The organism is Acinetobacter soli (assembly GCF_000760595.1).
Taxonomy (GTDB): Bacteria; Pseudomonadota; Gammaproteobacteria; order Pseudomonadales; family Moraxellaceae; genus Acinetobacter; species Acinetobacter soli.
In genome coordinates this window covers 26,106-44,551 of the sequence record NZ_BBNM01000003.1, presented here as the reverse complement: position 1 = coordinate 44,551, position 18,446 = coordinate 26,106, and the positions used below count along the sequence as shown (strand labels likewise).

Genomic DNA, 18,446 nt, shown 5'->3' with positions numbered 1-18,446 from the left:
TGAGATAAAGGTGGAAAAATTGCAGCAGTTTGCTATTGGTCAACGTTGGTTGTCAGACACGGAAACTGAACTCGGCTTAGGTGTTTTAATTGATGTTGATGAGCGCTCTATCAGCATATTATTTCCTAAAAGTGATGAAACGCGTGTCTATGCACGCAACAATGCTCCTTTATCTCGGATTGTCTTCAATGTAAACGATGAAGTTCAAGACCAAGAAGGCGCCAAGTGGCAAGTCGAATCGATCGAAGATCGTAATGGTGTGTTGCGCTATAACGTGATGCGTACCCTTGCAAATGGCGAAGCAGAACGTAAAGCCTTAAACGAAACCCGTATTGGTGCTCACATTCAGCTTTCTAAACCACTCGATCGTTTACTGGCCAGCCAAATCGATTATAAAGAATGGTATGACCTGCGTATTGAAGCATTGCGTTTACAAGCGCATATGCACAGCAGTCCATTGCGTGGTTTGATTGGTGCGCGTGTTGGGCTGATTCCGCATCAGCTTTATATTGCCCATGAAGTGGGACAACGTTTTGCGCCGCGCGTATTATTGGCAGACGAAGTCGGCCTCGGTAAAACCATTGAAGCAGGCTTGATTATCCATCAGCAGTTAAAAACTGGTCGTGCCGAGCGTATCTTGATTTTGGTGCCAGATTCATTGCAGTATCAGTGGATGATTGAAATGCGTCGCCGTTTCAATTTGCAATTTTCCTTGTTTGATCTGACCCGTACTGCTTCTATAAAAGAACACGACCCAGAGCTTAATCCGTTCTTGACCGAGCAATGCATTATCGCCAGCGTCGATTTAATGATTGACCATGATGACCTCAGAGAACAGGCGCTTGAAGCTGGTTTTGATTTGTTGGTGGTCGATGAAGCACATCATCTGATGTGGAGCGAAGAAGAAGGGGGTAACGATCGTTACGACCTGATTGAAGAGCTTGCAGAGCAAACGCCGGGTGTCTTGTTACTCACCGCAACCCCTGAACAATTGGGTGTGGAAAGTCACTTCGCACGTTTGCGTTTATTAGATCCACAGCGCTTTAGCAGCTTAGACCGCTTCCTAGACGAAGAAGAGCAGTATCAACAAACCGCGAAAGTGGCTGAGGTATTGATGTCGGATGAGCCACTGGCTGAAGCGCATATCGGTGCAATTGAAAGCTTGCTCGGACATCGGATTGACGATATTCCAGAGCAACGCTACCGTGCCATTCATGAGTTACTCGACCGCCACGGAACTGGACGTATTTTGTTCCGTAATACCCGTGAAGCAATTCAGGGCTTTCCAGGGCGTGATTGCCAGCCTGCGGCATTGGAGGCACCAGCCGATTGGTCGCTCGACGGTAAATTACGTGAGCAAATGTGGCCTGAAGAAGGTCAGCTCGATGGTGCATGGATGCAAACCGATCCGCGTGTGCCATGGCTCATGGAGATCTTGAAAAAAGATTTAAAACACAAAAAAGTATTACTGATTGCACGTAGTGGCCCAGTGGTCGAAGCGCTAGAAAGTGCATTGCGCTTACATGCGGGTATTCGCACGGCAATGTTCCATGAAGGAATGAGCTTGCTTGAGCGCGATCAGGCGGCAGCGTATTTTGCTGAAGAAAGCTATGGTGCCCAGATTTTACTTTGCTCTGAAATTGGTTCTGAAGGTCGTAACTTCCAATTTGCCAGCGATTTGATTTTATTTGATTTACCGGCCAACCCGGATGTACTCGAGCAGCGTATTGGTCGTTTAGATCGAATTGGACAAGAAAACCGGATTCAGATTCATGTTCCTTATTTGATTGGAACAGCACAAGAACGCATGTTCCGCTGGTACAACGAAGCGCTCAATATTTTCAGTAGTATTTCGCCAACGGCACAAACCTTACAAGAAAACTTCATTGTGGACTTAAAAGAGTGTTTGCTGGCAGATTTAGGGCAAAAGTTTGAAGATTTGCTTGAAGAAGTGAATGTTCAGCGTCAGGCGCTTGAAAATGAATTGCAAGCTGGTCGAGATCGTTTACTTGAGTACAACTCATGTCGACCTGTTGTGGCACAAAAAATTGTTCAAGCACTCGAAGATTACGACGACAACACCACGCTCCCGATGTTTATGAAGCGTTTCATGTCGTCAACCAATATCGATTTTGATGAACAAAGTAACGGTACGGTGATTATTAAACCAACTGACCAGATGCAGGTACAAGGTCTGACCTTAGACGAAGATGGCATGACGGCAACCTTTTACCGTGACCAAGCGCAAATTCGTGAAGATGCACAGTATCTGACACTTGAGCATCCGTTTATCGAAAGCGTCATGGAAATGATCAATACGCAATCATTTGGTAGTACCAATGTGGCGTTGCTTAAATCGAATGCCTTGAAGCAAGGAACAATCTTGCTTGAAGTCTGGTTTAAAATAGACGTTGTGGCTCCTAAATCACTGAACTTGCAAGCGAGCCTACCAAAGCAATTGGTGCGCGTGCTGTTGAGTGAAACAGGACAAGACTTGTCTGAAAAAATTGATCCGGCTATTTTACGTCCGTATTTGCATCACCTCGATGGCAATAGCTGCCGTCAGGTTGTTAAGGCACGTCGTGACGTGATTGAGGAGCGTTATACGCAGGCACTTGGATCTGCCAAAGAAGAGTTGCCAAAACTCAAAGAGCAGGCCAAACAGCACTATAGCCAAAAATGGCAATACGAAATTGACCGTTTGACTTACTTGCAGCAATTCAATCCGAGCATTCGTCAAGACGAAATTGATCGACTGGTCAAACTGCAAAAAGAAGGAATTAGTTTGCTCGAAGAAATTTCGTTGACACCCAATGCGATTCAGGTGATGGTTGTGGTAAAACCATAAGCATCAACCAAAATGTTGGACAGTAAAAATGGGAGCAAATGCTCCCATTTTTTATACGACCTAAATTAGGTGGTTTGATCTTGCTCAATGTTGGCTTCGAGGAACCATAAATACTGGTCTAGATCTTCAAGCGCAGCATGAATGATGTCTTCAGAAATTGGATCTTTGATTTCTTCGATGGTATCACGTAGGTGGTTCGCCACTACGCCATAGCGATCTGCAAGTTCTTTCAAGTGATCTTGTACATCGTGGATTTCAACTGGATACGCCTTAAGGTGCGACGTTTGGGAAACAGCTTGTGTGGTTCCGTAAGCAGTACCGCCAATCTGTACCGAACGTTCTGCAACGTTGTCTAGATGGGTAATGAGTGACGTTCTGAATGTATCAAGCATTTCGTGAACGGCAATAAAGTTACTGCCGCGCATGTTCCAGTGCGCTTGTTTGGTGATGAGAGAAAGGTCGATCAGGTTAGCCAGAATCTGGTTCAAGATTTTTACTGTAGATTCTTTAACCGCTGCATCTAGGTTGTTGCGGGTATATACTTTAAGTACTTTGCTTGTTGACTTAGCCATGAAAAACCTCTTTTTGTTATAAAGTATCAACCGACTCGAAAGTCGATTACGAAAAACACTTCATTAGGTTAATGGATAAATACGCACTGAAATGTTTTGATTTTTAAAGTTTTTGTATAAGTTCGATAAATAAAGCGTCACATCCTGTGACATCACACTTAACGTATTTTGGCTTCATCGAGGTGTCTTGCACCTTCTAAAATCATACGAATCATAATCATGGTTTGTTCAGCCATTGCTGTTCGTTCATCGATTGGTAAGTCAAGCACTTTGGCACCCATGGTAAACACCAGTTGGGTGATGGCACGTGACACAAGATCGGGGTGTGACAAACGGCTATGATTGAGCCGTTCAAGACGGATCAAGTCTTCTTGCAGTTCTTGCTGGAAAAAATTGAGCTGCCGCTCAACTGCTTCTTTATAAGATTTTGAGCCAGTATATGCTTCACGAAGCAGCAAGCTTAAATTGCCTTCATCTGCATCGAGCTGCTGAATAAACACCTCAACAGAGCTACGGATAATGCTGTTTTGCTTTGATGCTTGCAGGCGTGACTCACGAATGATCTGGCGCAACACTAACCCAGCACGATTAATCAAATCGATTGCCAGTTCATCGATATCTCTAAAATGACGATAAAAACTATTGGGTGCAATGCCAGCTTCGCGTGCAACTTCTCTTAAGCTTAAAGACGATATACTTTTTTCAGGGCCAATTAAGTTCAGCGCGGCTTGAAATAACTCTTCTTTGGTGATGGTTGCCTTACGACCCACAGTACGAATTGGCGCTTTCTCAAAAATCTCGGGATTGTGAGAAGGATTGTCGAGCACGTGAGAAAGAGAAGTTGACGCCATATTTTGCAAGAGTTTGGTAAGTTCATCTCATTATAACCACAGCAGCTTACGATTTGAAACGTAAATAAAAGGACAACTGTATATACAAATTTATATACAGGTGTATAATAATTAAAAAAGCGACACATCGAGTAGTATCAACATGCAATCTATCTCCAAGAGAAACACACTCTTACGCTCACTGACCGAATCAGTGTTCGACCCGCATGCGACTGATTTCTGGCTTCAAAAAATCAATCCTATCTGGTCTACACATCGTGCTCTTGCAAAAATTGTGCGTAAAGAGAACGTTGCAGCTGATACAGTGTCGTTGACACTCGAGCCAAACCGCCATGTGAATCTTGGCCAGCCAGGACAGCATCATCCTGTTCGCGTGAAGGTGCAGGGCCGTCTTTATGAGCGTAACTATAGTTTGACCGAGCGCGACAACACCCTTGTACTGACAGTAAAAAAAGTGGCTGATGGCATAGTAAGCCGCTGGTTGGTCGAGGATAGCCAGGTGGGGCAGGTGATCGAGCTGGGCCAACCTTTTGGTGATATGCTTATACCTGCTCAGTCACGCGTGGTGATGCTTGCAGCGGGAAGCGGTATTACCCCAATGTTGAGCTTGATTGAAGGTATGCAGGTCAAAAGTCAGCTTCAGCACACGCCAGTCGATTTGATGTACTGGGTAAAGCGACACGAAGATGCTGCATTCTTAAATGTATTTGAAGCATTGGCAGCACAATATCCATTATTTAAATTTCATGTATTTTATACCCAAGATCAGGAGCATGATTCGCGTTTAAATGTGACTCATCTTGCTGCAATTGATGATCTTGATCAATCGACAGTTTATGCATGTGGTCCTTCAGGATTTGTGGCAACAGCCGAAGACTTGTTTGGTCATGCACAGGTATTTATGAGCGAAGCATTCAGTATGAGTGCCATTGATACCAGTGAAACAGGCTTTATCAATGTAACGCTCACTCAATCCAATAAGACCGTTGCTATTCCGAAAGGTCAGTCGATTCTGGCTGGGCTCGAACAGGCGAATGTGAAACCAACTTATGGTTGCCGTATGGGAATTTGCAACAAATGTGCATGTCAAAAAGCGACAGGCGCCACCAAAAACTTGCTCAATGCCAGCGAAAATGCTGAGCCAAACAATTTGCTTAAAATTTGCGTAAATTCAGCAAAATCTGATCTTGTTATTGATCTTTAATGTGAGTACTCCCATGAATGCACCCGTTAAACTAGAATTTTTTAAAAATCCAAAAAACAGAGAATTAACCGCCGCTGAACTTGAGGCATTTGCGAAAGAACTTGACCAAATTAAACAAGATGTTTTGGATGATATTGGTGAAAAAGACGCACGTTATATCCGTCGTGTCTATTCCGCGATTCGTTACAGCAGTGTGCTTGGGCGTGCCTGTTTATTTGCAGGCTGGTTCCCACCAGCATGGATTTTAGGTACAGGCTTGCTAGGCTTTTCTAAAATTATGGAAAACATGGAGCTCGGTCATAATGTCATGCATGGTCAATACGACTGGATGAATGACCCGAAATTCAATGGTCAGACATATGAATGGGACACTGTAGGTACAGCAGATAACTGGCGTCAGACGCATAATTTTAAGCATCATACATACACCAATATCAAAGGCATTGATGATGATATCGGTTATGGTTTATTGCGTTTATTCCCAGAGCAACGCTGGAAACCCGGATTTTTGTTGCAACCGATTTATAGTATTCCGTTCTGCCTGTTGTTTCAGTGGGGCGTGGCCATTCAAAATCTTGAAATTGGTAAACTCATTTATAAGCGTAAAACGTGGAAACAGTTTGTCGAGGAATGGAAACCAACACAAAAGAAAATTGGCAAGCAATTGTTTAAAGACTATGTGTTTTTTCCATTGATTGCAGGCCCAGCGGCATTGCCAGTCTTTACAGGCAATCTGGTGGCAAACGGTATGCGAAATGTCTGGACTTTTAGTATTATTTTTTGTGGTCACTTCACTAAAGATGTAGAAGTATTTCCAAAAACAGTACTGAAAGACGAAAGCCGTGGTCACTGGTATATGCGTCAGATTCGTGGATCGTCTAATTTGACGGGTTCAGAAGCGTTTCATATTTTGACTGGGCACTTGAGCCACCAGATTGAACATCACTTATTTCCAGATATTCCGGCACGTCGTTATCGTCAGATGGCACCTAAAGTCGAGGCTGTATGTAAAAAGTATGGACTTAACTACAACAATGCCAGCCTGCTTAAACAATATGGTCAGGTATTGGGACGTATCGTGAAATACGCGTTTCCATTTAAAAAGTAATGGTTTAATCGTAAAAAAAAAGCATGCCAGATCAATCTGGCATGCTTTTTTTGATTTAGAGTAATTACAGTGATTATTTCAATTGAATTGAACCATTGGCATTTACGGTAATTTTTGACTCTCCAGCGGCCACATCTTGAGCAGGTGCGGCTTCGGCATTTGAAAATTTGGCTAAGCTTGCACGCATCATCATCGGTTGTGGCACGTAATTACTGGTGTTCAGGTTAAGATTAACAAGGTTATATCCTGATTTGTTCCATGCCTGACTCACCATTTGTGCACGTTGTTGAAAGCCCTTCGATGCTTCAATCATCAGCTCATTTTCAACTTTTTTACGTTGTTCATCGGAAACAGTGAAATTGATCGATTCAGTTTGAAAGTTTTGCTGTAGTTCAGAAATCAGCTGACTGGTTGCCTTAAAGTCTTTGCTTTCAAGACGGATTTCGGCGCGCCCACGCCATTCTTTAAACTTACTGCTGTCGTTATCATAAACTGGATACGTGGTTTGTGTGCCTGTTTCTACCTTAACTTGTGGATATTTACGCGCAATCGCTAAGCCTTGATTCATGGCTTGTGTAATTTGCGTAGACAGTGCTGCTGGCTGTTTGTTACTACGTTCAATAAATAGCACGGCATGCATTTGATCATTTGAAACTTGGCGTGATGCATCTGACTGAATATTGATGACATTATAATTTAAAGCCTCAGGTTCAGCCGCTGAAACATAACCCGAAATTGTTCCTGTAAGAAGCAAGGCTGAGAGTGCTAAAGTACGCATATAAATTCCTTAAAATGTATGTTGTAAAAATTATTTTTTACTTAGAAAACATCTTAGTAATTAGTTTCATATTTTTTGAGAAGCTTTTGTGGTGAGTTTGTAATACTTTGCATCATTTTGCAATTTTAATTGATATAAATTCTATTTAAATACATAGGCTTAATGTTAGGGTTTATATCGAGAGTTCAAAAAAACACAAATCACACTCTAGATGAAAAAAAAAGCGGGTTTTCTTTAGGGTGTCACATAGTATGATGATAATTTAGGCAAGGAAAAACACGATCGTTTTTTTTGGACAAGTTATATGAAATTAAAGGCCAAAAGGTCTTTATTTTTATATAAAAAAGGGTATCATCGCCCTCCTAGTATCATAAAAGCAATCGCTGTTTTACTAGAATCCTACAAGCACCGAGTCAAAGGACCGCAAGTCACCAGACTTATTTCTTTCAACCCTTATCTGAGATGGTAATCCGATATGAGCGTTAATTCCGTAAATCCTGCCACCAATTCCACCAACGAATATTACCTGACTCGCCAAAGTCAGATGGAATCAAATGTTCGTAGCTATCCGCGCAAGTTACCTCTTGCGATAGCTCGTGCACAAGGTTGCTGGGTTACAGATGTTGAAGGTACACAATACCTCGATTGTTTAGCGGGGGCAGGGACATTGGCTCTTGGTCATAATCACCCTGCTGTTATTCAAAGTATTCAAGACACGCTAGCAAGTGGTCTGCCATTGCATACTTTGGATCTTACAACTCCTTTGAAAGATGCATTTACTGAAGCATTGCTGTCTTTTCTACCAGGTGGAAAAGAAGAATATTGCTTACAGTTCTGTGGTCCATCTGGTGCAGATGCCACTGAAGCAGCAATCAAACTTGCGAAAACCTATACAGGTCGCAGTTCAGTGATCAGTTTTTCAGGTGGCTACCATGGTATGACCCATGGTTCACTTGCAATGACTGGTAACTTAAGTGCAAAAAATGCAGTGAATAATTTAATGCCGGGCGTGCAGTTCATGCCGTATCCGCATGAATATCGTTGCCCACTTGGTTTAGGTGGTGAAGCGGGTGTCGATGCACTCACTTACTACTTCGAAAACTTTATTGAAGATGTTGAAAGCGGCGTAACCAAGCCTGCAGCTGTCATTCTTGAAGCAATTCAAGGTGAAGGCGGCGTGGTGACTGCACCAGTAAAATGGTTGCAAAAAATCCGTGAAGTGACTGAGCGTCACAACATCGTATTGATTTTAGATGAAGTTCAAGCAGGCTTTGGCCGCTCAGGTAAAATGTTTGCATTCGAACACGCAGGGATCGAGCCTGATGTTGTGGTGATGTCTAAAGCAGTGGGTGGTGGTTTACCGCTTGCTGTACTCGGTATCAAGCGCAAATTCGATGCATGGCAACCGGCTGGTCATACTGGAACATTCCGTGGTAACCAGTTAGCAATGGGTACAGGCTTGGTTGTTTTAGATACCATCAAAAATGACAAGCTTGCTCAAAATGCACATGAGCGTGGTGAATTTCTACAAGCAGAGCTGAAAAAGCTGGCACAAGAATTCCCATGTATCGGTAACGTACGTGGCCGTGGTTTGATGGTGGGTGTCGAGATTGTCGACGAGCGTAAACCAGCAGATCATATGGGTTCATTGCCTGCCGATGCACAATTGGCCGCAGCGATTCAAACTGCATGTTTTAACCATAAGTTACTGCTTGAAAAAGGTGGTCGTAACGGTACTGTGATCCGTTTACTTTGCCCGCTGATTATCAATCAAGATGAATGTGTTCAAGTCATTGAACGCTTCAAAAAAGCATTGGCGGATGCACTCAAAGCAGTTCGAGGCGAATAATCCATGGTTGATTTTGCAGAACACCGTAAAGCGTTGCTCTGTAACGATGCTGCATCCATTGCTGACTATCAGTCAGCAATGGACGACGCTGTAAAAGCTGTTGCAGCATGGCTACAAAACGACAAGATGTATACAGGTGGAAGTATCAAGGAATTGCGTTCGGCAATTGCCTTTAATCCATCTAAAGACGGATTGGGTTTACATCAGTCTCTTGAACGCATGGTTGAGCTTTTCTTAAATAAGAGCTTGAAAGTACATCATCCGTATTCGTTGGCACATTTACATTGTCCAACAATGGTGACCAGCCAGATTGCAGAAGTCTTGATCAATGCAACCAACCAATCGATGGACTCATGGGATCAAAGCCCAGCGGGTTCATTGATGGAAGTTCAGTTGATTGATTGGTTGCGTAAAAAAGTAGGCTACGGATCAGGTCAAGCTGGCGTATTCACCTCAGGTGGCACGCAATCGAACCTGATGGGTGTGCTACTGGCGCGTGACTGGGCAATTGCTAAAAACTTTACAGACGAAAATGGTCAGCCGTGGTCTGTTCAGCGTGATGGTATTCCTGCCGAAGCAATGCGTAACATCAAAGTCATTTGTTCTGAAAATGCACATTTTTCTGTGCAAAAGAACATGGCGATGATGGGCATGGGCTTTCAGTCAGTAGTCACGGTGCCTGTCAATGAGCTTGCTCAGATGGATGTCGATGCGCTGGAAAAAACCATGGCGCATTTGCAAGCCGAAGGCAAAATCGTGGCGTGTGTGGTGGCAACAGCAGGCACAACTGATGCTGGTGCAATTGATCCGCTGAAAGAAATCCGTGACATCACCACAAAATATGGCGCGTGGATGCATATCGATGCGGCATGGGGTGGTGCACTGATTTTGTCGAACGACTATCGCGAGATGTTGGCTGGAATTGAATTGTCTGATTCAATCACGCTCGATTTCCATAAGCATTATTTCCAAAGCATCAGCTGTGGCGCATTCTTGCTCAAAGATGAAGCCAACTATCGCTTTATGCATTATGAAGCGGAGTATTTAAACTCAGCTTATGATGAAGAGCATGGTGTACCCAACCTTGTGTCGAAGTCTTTGCAAACGACGCGTCGCTTCGATGCATTGAAGCTTTGGATGACCATTGAGGCACTTGGTGAAGAACTTTATGGTTCTATGATTGATCATGGTATAAAACTGACGCGTGAAGTGGCAGATTATATCAAGGCAACTGACGGCCTAGAGTTGTTGGTTGAGCCACAATTTGCATCTGTACTGTTCCGTGTTGTACCGCAAGGTTATCCGGTTGAGTTGCTTGATACCCTGAACCAAAACGTTGCAGATGAATTGTTTGCGCGTGGTGATGCCAATATTGGTGTGACCAAAGTGGGTCAGGTGCAGTCGCTCAAAATGACCACGTTAAGCCCGGTTGCGACACTCGAAAACGTTCAAAATCTTTTGTCATTTGTATTGCAAGAAGCAGATCGCATTAAAGATGCAATTGCTTCAGGTACATATGTTCCAGCAATTGATTAATCGATGCGTATCAAAAAACCCAGTTTAGACTGGGTTTTTTTACGCCAATCTTTGCAGCTCAAGATTTTTAGCACATGATCTTCAACGCAAGATTTTAACACATTGACTTAAACTGCCAGTGGACTAGTCTGACGTTTATTTTTTCCTAAATACTGATTCTGTTCCTTCACTTTTTTTAGCACGATATAAGTTTTGATATGCCCGATTGCTTCACAAGTCAGGAGTCGCTCGGTCACAAAATTAGAAAGATCTTCAAGATTTTCTGCCACGACTTTTAAAATGTAATCGGCATCACCGCTGATAGAAAAAGAATCATGAATTTTTTCTTCATGTTCGATCATCTCGAGAAAAGTGATTTGAGATTTGGCTTCATGAATTCTCAAATTGATATGCACCATCGCTGTGACTTCTAGCCCCACAGCTTGCTGATCGATACGCGCGGTATAGCCTAAAATAATCCCTTTTTGTTCAAGTATTTGCCGGCGACGTGAGCACTGCGATGCCGATAACCCGATCAGATCACCAATCTCCTGATTTGTTAACCGTCCATTTTTCTGTAAAGCACTGATGATTTTCCAATCAAATTTATCCATTGCATCAAATCCTTTTTTGATACACAAAATGTGCGTTTTTATAAAAATTAGTATCCATTATGCATGAAGATCAGTGAGTCGATCACCTATTATTTTTATAGAGACAAAAAAATAGTATCAAGGAGAAGAACAATGTTTATCGAGATTGGACAATTTTTAAATCAACGTTTAAGCGAGTTAGGAATAGATCATATATTCGGATTACCCGGAGATTTCAACCTGTCGTATCTAGAACAAATCGAAGAAGATACATCGCTAGAATTTATTGGAAACTGTAATGAGCTAAATGCCGCCTATGCGGCAGATGGTTACGCGCGTAGTAATGGTGTGGCTGCTCTTGTGACCACTTATGGTGTGGGTGATTTAAGTGCAATCAATGGCATTGCTGGTGCTTATGCTGAAAATGTCCCTGTGATCTTGATTTCAGGCATTCCGCCTCTGCATGCAGTCAATCGAGGGGAGTTAATTCATCACACCTTGGTTGATGGTAATTACGACAATATTATGAACTGCATGAAAGAGTTTACTGTTGCACAAACCCGTCTTACTCCAGAAAATGCAGCTTTTGAAATTGATCGTGTGCTCAAACAGTGTTTGATCTCGCGCCGTCCAGTCTATATTCAGTTACCTTCCGATATCACTCATATCAAAATTGATGTTGATGCAAAGCCACTCGATAAACGCATTCCAAAAAGTGATCCGCAGCTTTTAGAACTGGCATTAAATGAGTTTTGTGCTGAGCTTTATTCGGCCAAACGTCCAGCATTTCTGATCGATCAAACCGCCAAGGTGTATGGTTTAGGTAAAGTTTTGGCTCAAATTGCGGAAAAATACAATATTCCTTACGCGTGTCTTTGTACCGCAAAAAATGTAATTGATGAGTCATCAGATTTGTATGCAGGAATTTATGCTGGAAGTGCAAGCCAACCCAAAACTAAAGAGATCATTGAGCAGTCCGACTGCCTGATTGGAATTGGTGCGCGTTTTAGCGATGTTGGGACTGGCTTTTTTTCACATCAGATTCGCAAAGATCGCTACATTGATTTAAAACAATACGATCTGACGATTTATGATCGTAACTTTGCCGGAATTGAAATCGCTGAATTTTTAACTGCATTATTACAGCAATTAAAAACCCGTGAACGTGAACCAAAGAGTTGTTCAGTTCCCTTGGTTCAAGCGCCAGAATATTCAGAGCAAGATTCGCTGGCTCAAGCTGCGCTATGGCGTGCGATGTCAGGCTTTTTCAAAGCCAATGATGTGATTATAGGAGAGGTTGGCACTTCCAATTCCTCTATTTCTGGTATTTGTTTACCCGCGACTGCTGATTATATTGCGCAGCCAATCTGGGGATCAATCGGCTATACATTACCTGCGTTACTGGGCAGTATGCTAGCCCAGCCAAAACGCCGCCATATTTTATTTATTGGTGATGGTTCAATCCAGTTAACTGTACAAGAGCTGTCCACAATAGTACGTCAAAAACTCAAACCAATTATTTTTGTTTTAAATAACGGGGGGTATACCATTGAGCGTTTAATTCTCGGCGAAAAATCATCGTATAACGATATCCAAAACTGGAACTATACCGAAGTAATGCGGGTGTTTAATGGAGCAGATGCCTACAGCACACATATCGTCGAGACACTAGGGCAGTTGCATACAGTACTGGATCAGCTTGAGTCGAGCCAAACGTTGGCGCTGATTGAGCTTAAACTTCCTGTCATGGATGCACCAGCCAGTCTGACCAAATTTGCCGATGTAGTGGCGCAATACGATTATGGTCATTATAGCTATCAACAACTCAAACCAAAGACCGCCGATATACTCAGCCCGGTCGGCACCTATAAATAAAAGACTATCGGGACACTGTGCGATAACCAATCACCACAGTGTCTTTTTTTATTGAGTTCAATCGTTTAAAGGATATTCATAAGAACTTTATTATTCAAATTCACATCGTAAAAGATTCAAAGGAACGCACAGGAGTGTGCAAATTGAACCATGGAGCACAGTAATGGAAGCACAACAAACGAACGAGTTAAAACAAGGATTATCGAATCGGCATATTCAGTTAATTGCTCTAGGAGGAGCCGTAGGGACAGGGCTGTTTTTAGGTATTTCACAAACCATTAAGTTGGCAGGGCCATCGGTTTTACTGGGTTATGCAATTGCAGGCATCATTGCATTTCTGATTATGCGACACTTGGGTGAAATGGTTGTCGAGGAACCGGTCAGTGGGTCTTTTAGCTATTTTGCTAACAAATACTGGGGCCCAATGGCCGGTTTTATGTCTGGCTGGAATTACTGGGTGCTATACGTGTTGGTCAGCATGGCCGAACTGAGTGCAATTGGTACCTTCGTACAGTTTTGGTTGCCCGAATTACCCACATGGATCACAGCGCTTTTTTTCTTTATTGCCATTAATGCCATAAACCTCATCAATGTACGTTTTTTTGGTGAATCTGAGTTTTTATTTTCCTGTATCAAGATTATTGCGATTTTAAGCATGATCTTCTTCGGTTTATATCTATTGATATCAGGTGATGCTGGACCTCAGGCCAGCGTGGCCAATCTCTGGCAATTTGGTGGCTTTTTTCCAAATGGAATCCAAGGCTTTATCATGTCCTTGGCCATTATCATGTTTGCCTTTGGTGGATTAGAGCTGATTGGTATTACGGCGGCGGAAACCAAAAATCCATCCAAAACTATTCCTAAAGCGGTCAATCAGATTGTGTATCGTATTCTGATTTTTTATATTGGTGCGATCGGAGTTTTGCTGTGCTTATTTCCATGGAATCAGTTGGCTCAAGGCGGTAGTCCTTTTGTTTTGATTTTTCAGTCGCTAAACAGCCACGGTGTCGCCAATGTTTTAAATTTTGTGGTGTTGGTGGCTGCAATCTCGGTATATAACAGTTGTATTTACTGTAACAGTCGAATGCTGCACGGTTTGGCCATGCAAGGTAATGCGCCACGAGTACTACAACGAGTGAATCGTCGTGGTATTCCGGTGTATGCTGCTGGCGTTTCAGCGTCTATTACAGCGCTTTGCGTATTAATTAATTACTTAATGCCAGGCAAAGCCTTTCAATTTTTGATGATGCTGGTGGTCGCAGCGTTGGTGGTCAACTGGCTCATGATTTCTTGGACACATCTGAAATTTCGAAAAGCGATGCAGCAACGACATCATCAAACGACGTTTCAAAGCATCATGAGTCCATGGAGTAACTATTTAACGATTGCCTTTATTTTTGGTATCCTGATCATTATGAGTATCACGCCGGATATGCGACTTGCCGTAATGCTGGTCCCTATCTGGTTGATCGTGCTGGCAGTGGTGTATCAGCTTAAATACCGTAAAAAAGACATCTTGACGGCTGAAGCTCAAACACATTCATAACTATAGCAAACAAAAAAAGAGTTCGCTTTCGAACTCTTTTTTCATGGATATCATCAGCTGATCTGCACGTCAGTGTTGCAGACCAGTCTTTTATTTAAGCTGCACGTTCAACCAGCGTTAAAATATCGTAGGTTGCCACCAGCTCTTCGCGTTGATTTTTTACTTTAATGTCCCAGACCACCACACCGTGCGGTTTTTGCGTTGGGTCGGTGAGTGTTTTTGGAGTTTTTTGTTTACAGGTCAACTCAACCTGAATGGTATCGCCAATTTTTACAGGCTCAACAAAGCGTAAATTGTCCATACCGTAATTGGCAATTACTGGCCCGGGAGCTGCATCGACAAATAACCCTGCAGCAGCGGAGACAATAAGGTAGCCATGTGCCACGCGCTCACCAAACAACGAGTCTTTGGCTGCAATTTGATCCATATGCGCATAAAAATGATCGCCACTTAAGCAAGCAAAATTGACAATATCGGCTTCAGTCACGGTACGGCGTGCAGTTTTTAAACGCTCACCTATTTCTAGCTCATCAAATGTTTTTCGAAACGGATGAACGCGATCTTCCACAATGTGGGCGCCTGCTGTCCAGCTTTGCCCCAGTTGGGTGAGTGCATTTGGCGATCCTTGTATGGCTGTACGTTGCATATAGTGTTTCACCGCACGTAGGCCACCCAGTTCTTCACCTCCACCCGCACGCCCCGGACCGCCATGTACCAATTGAGGCAATGGAGAGCCATGACCAGTACTTTCTTTAGCACTTTCCTGATCTAAAATATGAATTCTGCCATGCCATGGCGCAATTTTTGCAATTAGCGCTTCAATATTTTGATGACTTTCACGTATCACTGACGCGACTAAGCTACCTGCACCTTTGGCAACCAGTACTGCCAATTGCTCCAGATCATCGTACGGCATGAGGGTACATACGGGGCCAAAGGCCTCTGTTTCATGTATGGATGTGGCTTGAACAGGATCATTACACAGCAGTAGTGTTGGTGGGTAAAAGGCACCTAATGTGGCGTCTTCGGCATGAATTAGACAATCATTACGCAAGTGGCTTCCAAACACAATTTGCGCTTCTTGAGCCAATACTTCAACACGAGCTGCAACGTCTTGCTGCTGTTTTTTGCTGGCCAAAGCGCCCATGGTAACCTCTGCTCGAATAGGGTCTCCAACCACAACCTTTTTCAGTTGCTCGATGAGCTGCTGTTGAACTGTCTCTAGCACGGCTTTAGGTACAAAAGCACGTCGAATGGCGGTACATTTCTGGCCTGCTTTACTGGTCATTTCATTGACCACTTGCTGTACAAAAAGTGCAATAGTGGCTTCACTACAATCTTCAGTCAAGATGGCGCTATTGATTGAATCGGCTTCCATGCTAAAAGGAATTGAATGACGATTTAAATGTGGATGCGCTCTGAGCTGCTGCCCGGTTTGTGCAGAACCCGTAAATGTAACGGTATCTTGAGCATTTAAATGATCAAGTAAGTCATGGATCTGCCCGCAAATGAGTTGTAAAGCACCATCTGGCAAGTATCCGCTCGCCAAGATATCCTGTACAACCGCATGGGTTAAAGCGGCACCTTCTGTGGCAGGTTTCACAATACAAGGTACACCTGCCAGTAACGTTGGGGCAATTTTTTCTAACATCCCCCAGATAGGAAAGTTAAACGCATTGATGTGTAGCGCAACGCCAGCTTTGGGATGCAAAATATGTTTAGCACCAAAGTTGCCTTTTTTTGATAGTGGAATCCACGCATCTTCGACCAATGTTGTAGCATCGCTTAGCTCGCGTCGAACGAGGCTAGAATACGCAAAAAGTGTACCGATACCGCCTTCGATATCAATCCAAGCATCTTTACGGGTACATCCCGTGGCTTGTGCCAATGTGTAATAGTGTTCTTTACGATCAAGTAAATATTGCGCCACCTTTTTAAGCGCATTCGCACGTTGATGAAATGTCCATTTCGCAAGTACTGCACCATGTTGTTTTGCATAATCCACTACAGCTTGAACATTTAGACCATCACTACTCACCCGATAAATAGCAGCACCGGTAATGGCATGATGCACTGTGCGAGTATTGGTATCTGAGGTGTAGGATTCACCACACACCAATGAACTTAATGCGGGCGCAAGCGATACATTTGGCTCTGAATGTGTGGAAACATGCGCGTCTGAATCAACTAGGTACATAGTTAAACTCCATTTATGATACGTTTTCATTCATTTTTTAATTATTGCGTTACTTAATTTCTAATAGAGCTATATAAAAGTCAATTAAAATTCGCTGTTGTAAAAATATTTAAAAAATAAAATTAATATAAAACAAAACCTTGGTCAAATTTCATATTAAAAAATAAATGATACTAAAAATTGATATTGATTTTTATTTTGTATCAAATTAACTTAAGTGTATGGATACTTTTGACGAGTAAGTGAATCATGAGCACGCAACAGGAACGGTTTGATCAGTGCATAAAACAAGACTCTTTTATTGAGCCCAAAGACTGGATGCCCGATGCATATCGCAAAACCTTGATTCGTCAGATTGGTCAACATGGTCACTCTGAGGTGGTGGGTATGTTGCCAGAAGGGAACTGGATCACACGGGCACCCACGCTCAAACGTAAAGCGGTGTTGCTGGCGAAAGTTCAAGATGAAGCTGGTCATGGGCTTTACTTATACAGTGCGGCCGAAACACTCGGTGCAGATCGTGATGACATGATGCAAAAGCTGATCGATGGGAAAATGAAGTATTCTTCAATTTTTAACTATCCGACGCTGACTTGGGCAGATGTGGCAGCCATTGGCTGGCTTGTCGATGGTGCAGCAATTGTCAATCAGGTCGCGCTATGTAGAACCTCTTACGGGCCTTATGCACGTGCCATGGTTCGCATTTGTAAAGAAGAAAGCTTTCATCAGCGCCAAGGCTTTGAAGCCATGATGCAACTGGCAAATGGTACTGAAGAACAAAAACAAATGGCACAAGATGCGGTTAATCGTTTCTGGTGGCCAGCCTTGATGATGTTTGGCCCAAGCGACGACAACTCGCCCAATAGTGCTCAGAGCATGTTCTGGAAAATTAAACTCTTTAGTAACGACGAGTTACGACAAAAATTTATCGATAACACCGTACCGCAGGTTCATCAGCTTGGTCTGACTGTTCCGGATCCGAAAGTAAAGTGGAATGAAAGCACCCAGCATTATGAGTTTGGCGAAATTAATTGGGATGAATTTAATGCAGTGATCGCAGGAAAAGGACCTTGTAATCAGGAGCGTCTAGCAGCACGCCGTAAAGCATGGGAAGACGGCCAGTGGGTACGAGAGTCTGCAGCGGTTTATGCACAAAAACAAACTGCTAAAGTTGCATAACTGAGCGAAAGCACCAATAGGAAAACAAGGAATAACAATCATGGAATATAAAAATAACTGGTCATTGTATGAAGTGTTTATTCGCAGCAAACAAGGTTTAAGTCACCGGCATGTTGGCAGTTTACGCGCACCTGATGACGAAGTGGCACTTCAAAATGCACGTGATGTTTATACGCGGCGTAATGAAGGAACGAGTATTTGGGTGGTGAAGTCTGAGTTAATTCGTTCATCTCAACCTGAAGAGAAGCCAGAATTTTTTGAACCGTCGCAAGACAAAGTCTACCGTCACCCGACCTTCTATACCATTCCCGATGGTATTGAGCACATGTAA

14 protein-coding genes are annotated in these 18,446 nt (G+C 43.1%); 9 read left to right on the top strand and 5 right to left on the bottom strand.

Annotated elements, in window-relative coordinates:
• The first annotated feature begins 10 nt into the window (after window positions 1–10).
• On the top strand, window positions 11–2,848 hold the full coding sequence (gene rapA, locus Aso01_RS04675) for an RNA polymerase-associated protein RapA (protein WP_004936414.1): 2,838 nt from the start codon (window positions 11–13) through the stop codon (window positions 2,846–2,848).
• A 65-nt stretch (window positions 2,849–2,913) separates the two neighbouring features.
• Here rapA and dps read toward each other — a convergent pair whose 3' ends face one another.
• Both dps and fabR read right to left on the bottom strand, forming a co-directional pair.
• Window positions 2,914–3,420: a DNA starvation/stationary phase protection protein Dps gene (gene dps / locus Aso01_RS04670; protein ID WP_004936417.1), complete on the bottom strand. Its 507-nt coding sequence runs from the start codon at window positions 3,418–3,420 to the stop codon at window positions 2,914–2,916.
• Window positions 3,421–3,578: 158 nt separating this feature from the next.
• Entirely contained in the window at window positions 3,579–4,271 is a 693-nt protein-coding gene (gene fabR / locus Aso01_RS04665) for an HTH-type transcriptional repressor FabR (RefSeq protein WP_004936421.1), read from the bottom strand.
• Window positions 4,272–4,413: 142 nt separating this feature from the next.
• On the opposite strand from fabR, the gene Aso01_RS04660 reads away from it, so the two are divergent.
• Together Aso01_RS04660 and Aso01_RS04655 are read left to right on the top strand one after the other, a co-directional pair.
• Window positions 4,414–5,475: a ferredoxin reductase gene (locus tag Aso01_RS04660; protein WP_004936424.1), complete on the top strand. Its 1,062-nt coding sequence runs from the start codon at window positions 4,414–4,416 to the stop codon at window positions 5,473–5,475.
• 13 nt (window positions 5,476–5,488) lie between these two features.
• On the top strand, window positions 5,489–6,583 hold the full coding sequence (locus tag Aso01_RS04655; RefSeq protein ID WP_004936426.1) for a fatty acid desaturase family protein: 1,095 nt from the start codon (window positions 5,489–5,491) through the stop codon (window positions 6,581–6,583).
• Window positions 6,584–6,656: 73 nt separating this feature from the next.
• On the opposite strand, the gene Aso01_RS04650 is transcribed toward Aso01_RS04655, so the two are convergent.
• The gene (locus Aso01_RS04650; RefSeq protein WP_004936431.1) at window positions 6,657–7,361 is read right to left on the bottom strand and encodes an SIMPL domain-containing protein; all 705 of its coding nucleotides are present in this window, start codon (window positions 7,359–7,361) and stop codon (window positions 6,657–6,659) included.
• Between the two features lie 475 nt (window positions 7,362–7,836).
• Between Aso01_RS04650 and Aso01_RS04645 the strand changes: the two genes are divergently transcribed.
• Both Aso01_RS04645 and Aso01_RS04640 read left to right on the top strand, forming a co-directional pair.
• A complete protein-coding gene (locus Aso01_RS04645; protein WP_004936432.1) occupies window positions 7,837–9,210 on the top strand; it encodes a diaminobutyrate--2-oxoglutarate transaminase in 1,374 nt (457 codons plus the stop codon).
• Window positions 9,211–9,213: 3 nt separating this feature from the next.
• Window positions 9,214–10,746: a pyridoxal phosphate-dependent decarboxylase family protein gene (locus Aso01_RS04640; RefSeq protein WP_004936435.1), complete on the top strand. Its 1,533-nt coding sequence runs from the start codon at window positions 9,214–9,216 to the stop codon at window positions 10,744–10,746.
• 107 nt (window positions 10,747–10,853) lie between these two features.
• Here Aso01_RS04640 and Aso01_RS04635 read toward each other — a convergent pair whose 3' ends face one another.
• Complete coding sequence (locus Aso01_RS04635) at window positions 10,854–11,339, bottom strand: Lrp/AsnC family transcriptional regulator (RefSeq protein ID WP_004936439.1); 486 nt, start codon at window positions 11,337–11,339, stop codon at window positions 10,854–10,856.
• A gap of 132 nt (window positions 11,340–11,471) precedes the next feature.
• On the opposite strand from Aso01_RS04635, the gene Aso01_RS04630 reads away from it, so the two are divergent.
• Both Aso01_RS04630 and Aso01_RS04625 read left to right on the top strand, forming a co-directional pair.
• Window positions 11,472–13,193: an alpha-keto acid decarboxylase family protein gene (locus tag Aso01_RS04630; RefSeq protein WP_004936440.1), complete on the top strand. Its 1,722-nt coding sequence runs from the start codon at window positions 11,472–11,474 to the stop codon at window positions 13,191–13,193.
• 163 nt (window positions 13,194–13,356) lie between these two features.
• Entirely contained in the window at window positions 13,357–14,739 is a 1,383-nt protein-coding gene (locus Aso01_RS04625) for an amino acid permease (protein WP_004936444.1), read from the top strand.
• Window positions 14,740–14,833: 94 nt separating this feature from the next.
• On the opposite strand, the gene paaZ is transcribed toward Aso01_RS04625, so the two are convergent.
• Entirely contained in the window at window positions 14,834–16,936 is a 2,103-nt protein-coding gene (paaZ, locus tag Aso01_RS04620; protein ID WP_004936447.1) for a phenylacetic acid degradation bifunctional protein PaaZ, read from the bottom strand.
• Between the two features lie 249 nt (window positions 16,937–17,185).
• Here paaZ and paaA point away from each other — a divergent pair, with 249 nt between their 5' ends.
• Both paaA and paaB read left to right on the top strand, forming a co-directional pair.
• On the top strand, window positions 17,186–18,115 hold the full coding sequence (gene paaA / locus Aso01_RS04615) for a 1,2-phenylacetyl-CoA epoxidase subunit PaaA (protein ID WP_004936448.1): 930 nt from the start codon (window positions 17,186–17,188) through the stop codon (window positions 18,113–18,115).
• 40 nt (window positions 18,116–18,155) lie between these two features.
• Window positions 18,156–18,446: a 1,2-phenylacetyl-CoA epoxidase subunit PaaB gene (paaB, locus tag Aso01_RS04610; protein ID WP_004936450.1), complete on the top strand. Its 291-nt coding sequence runs from the start codon at window positions 18,156–18,158 to the stop codon at window positions 18,444–18,446.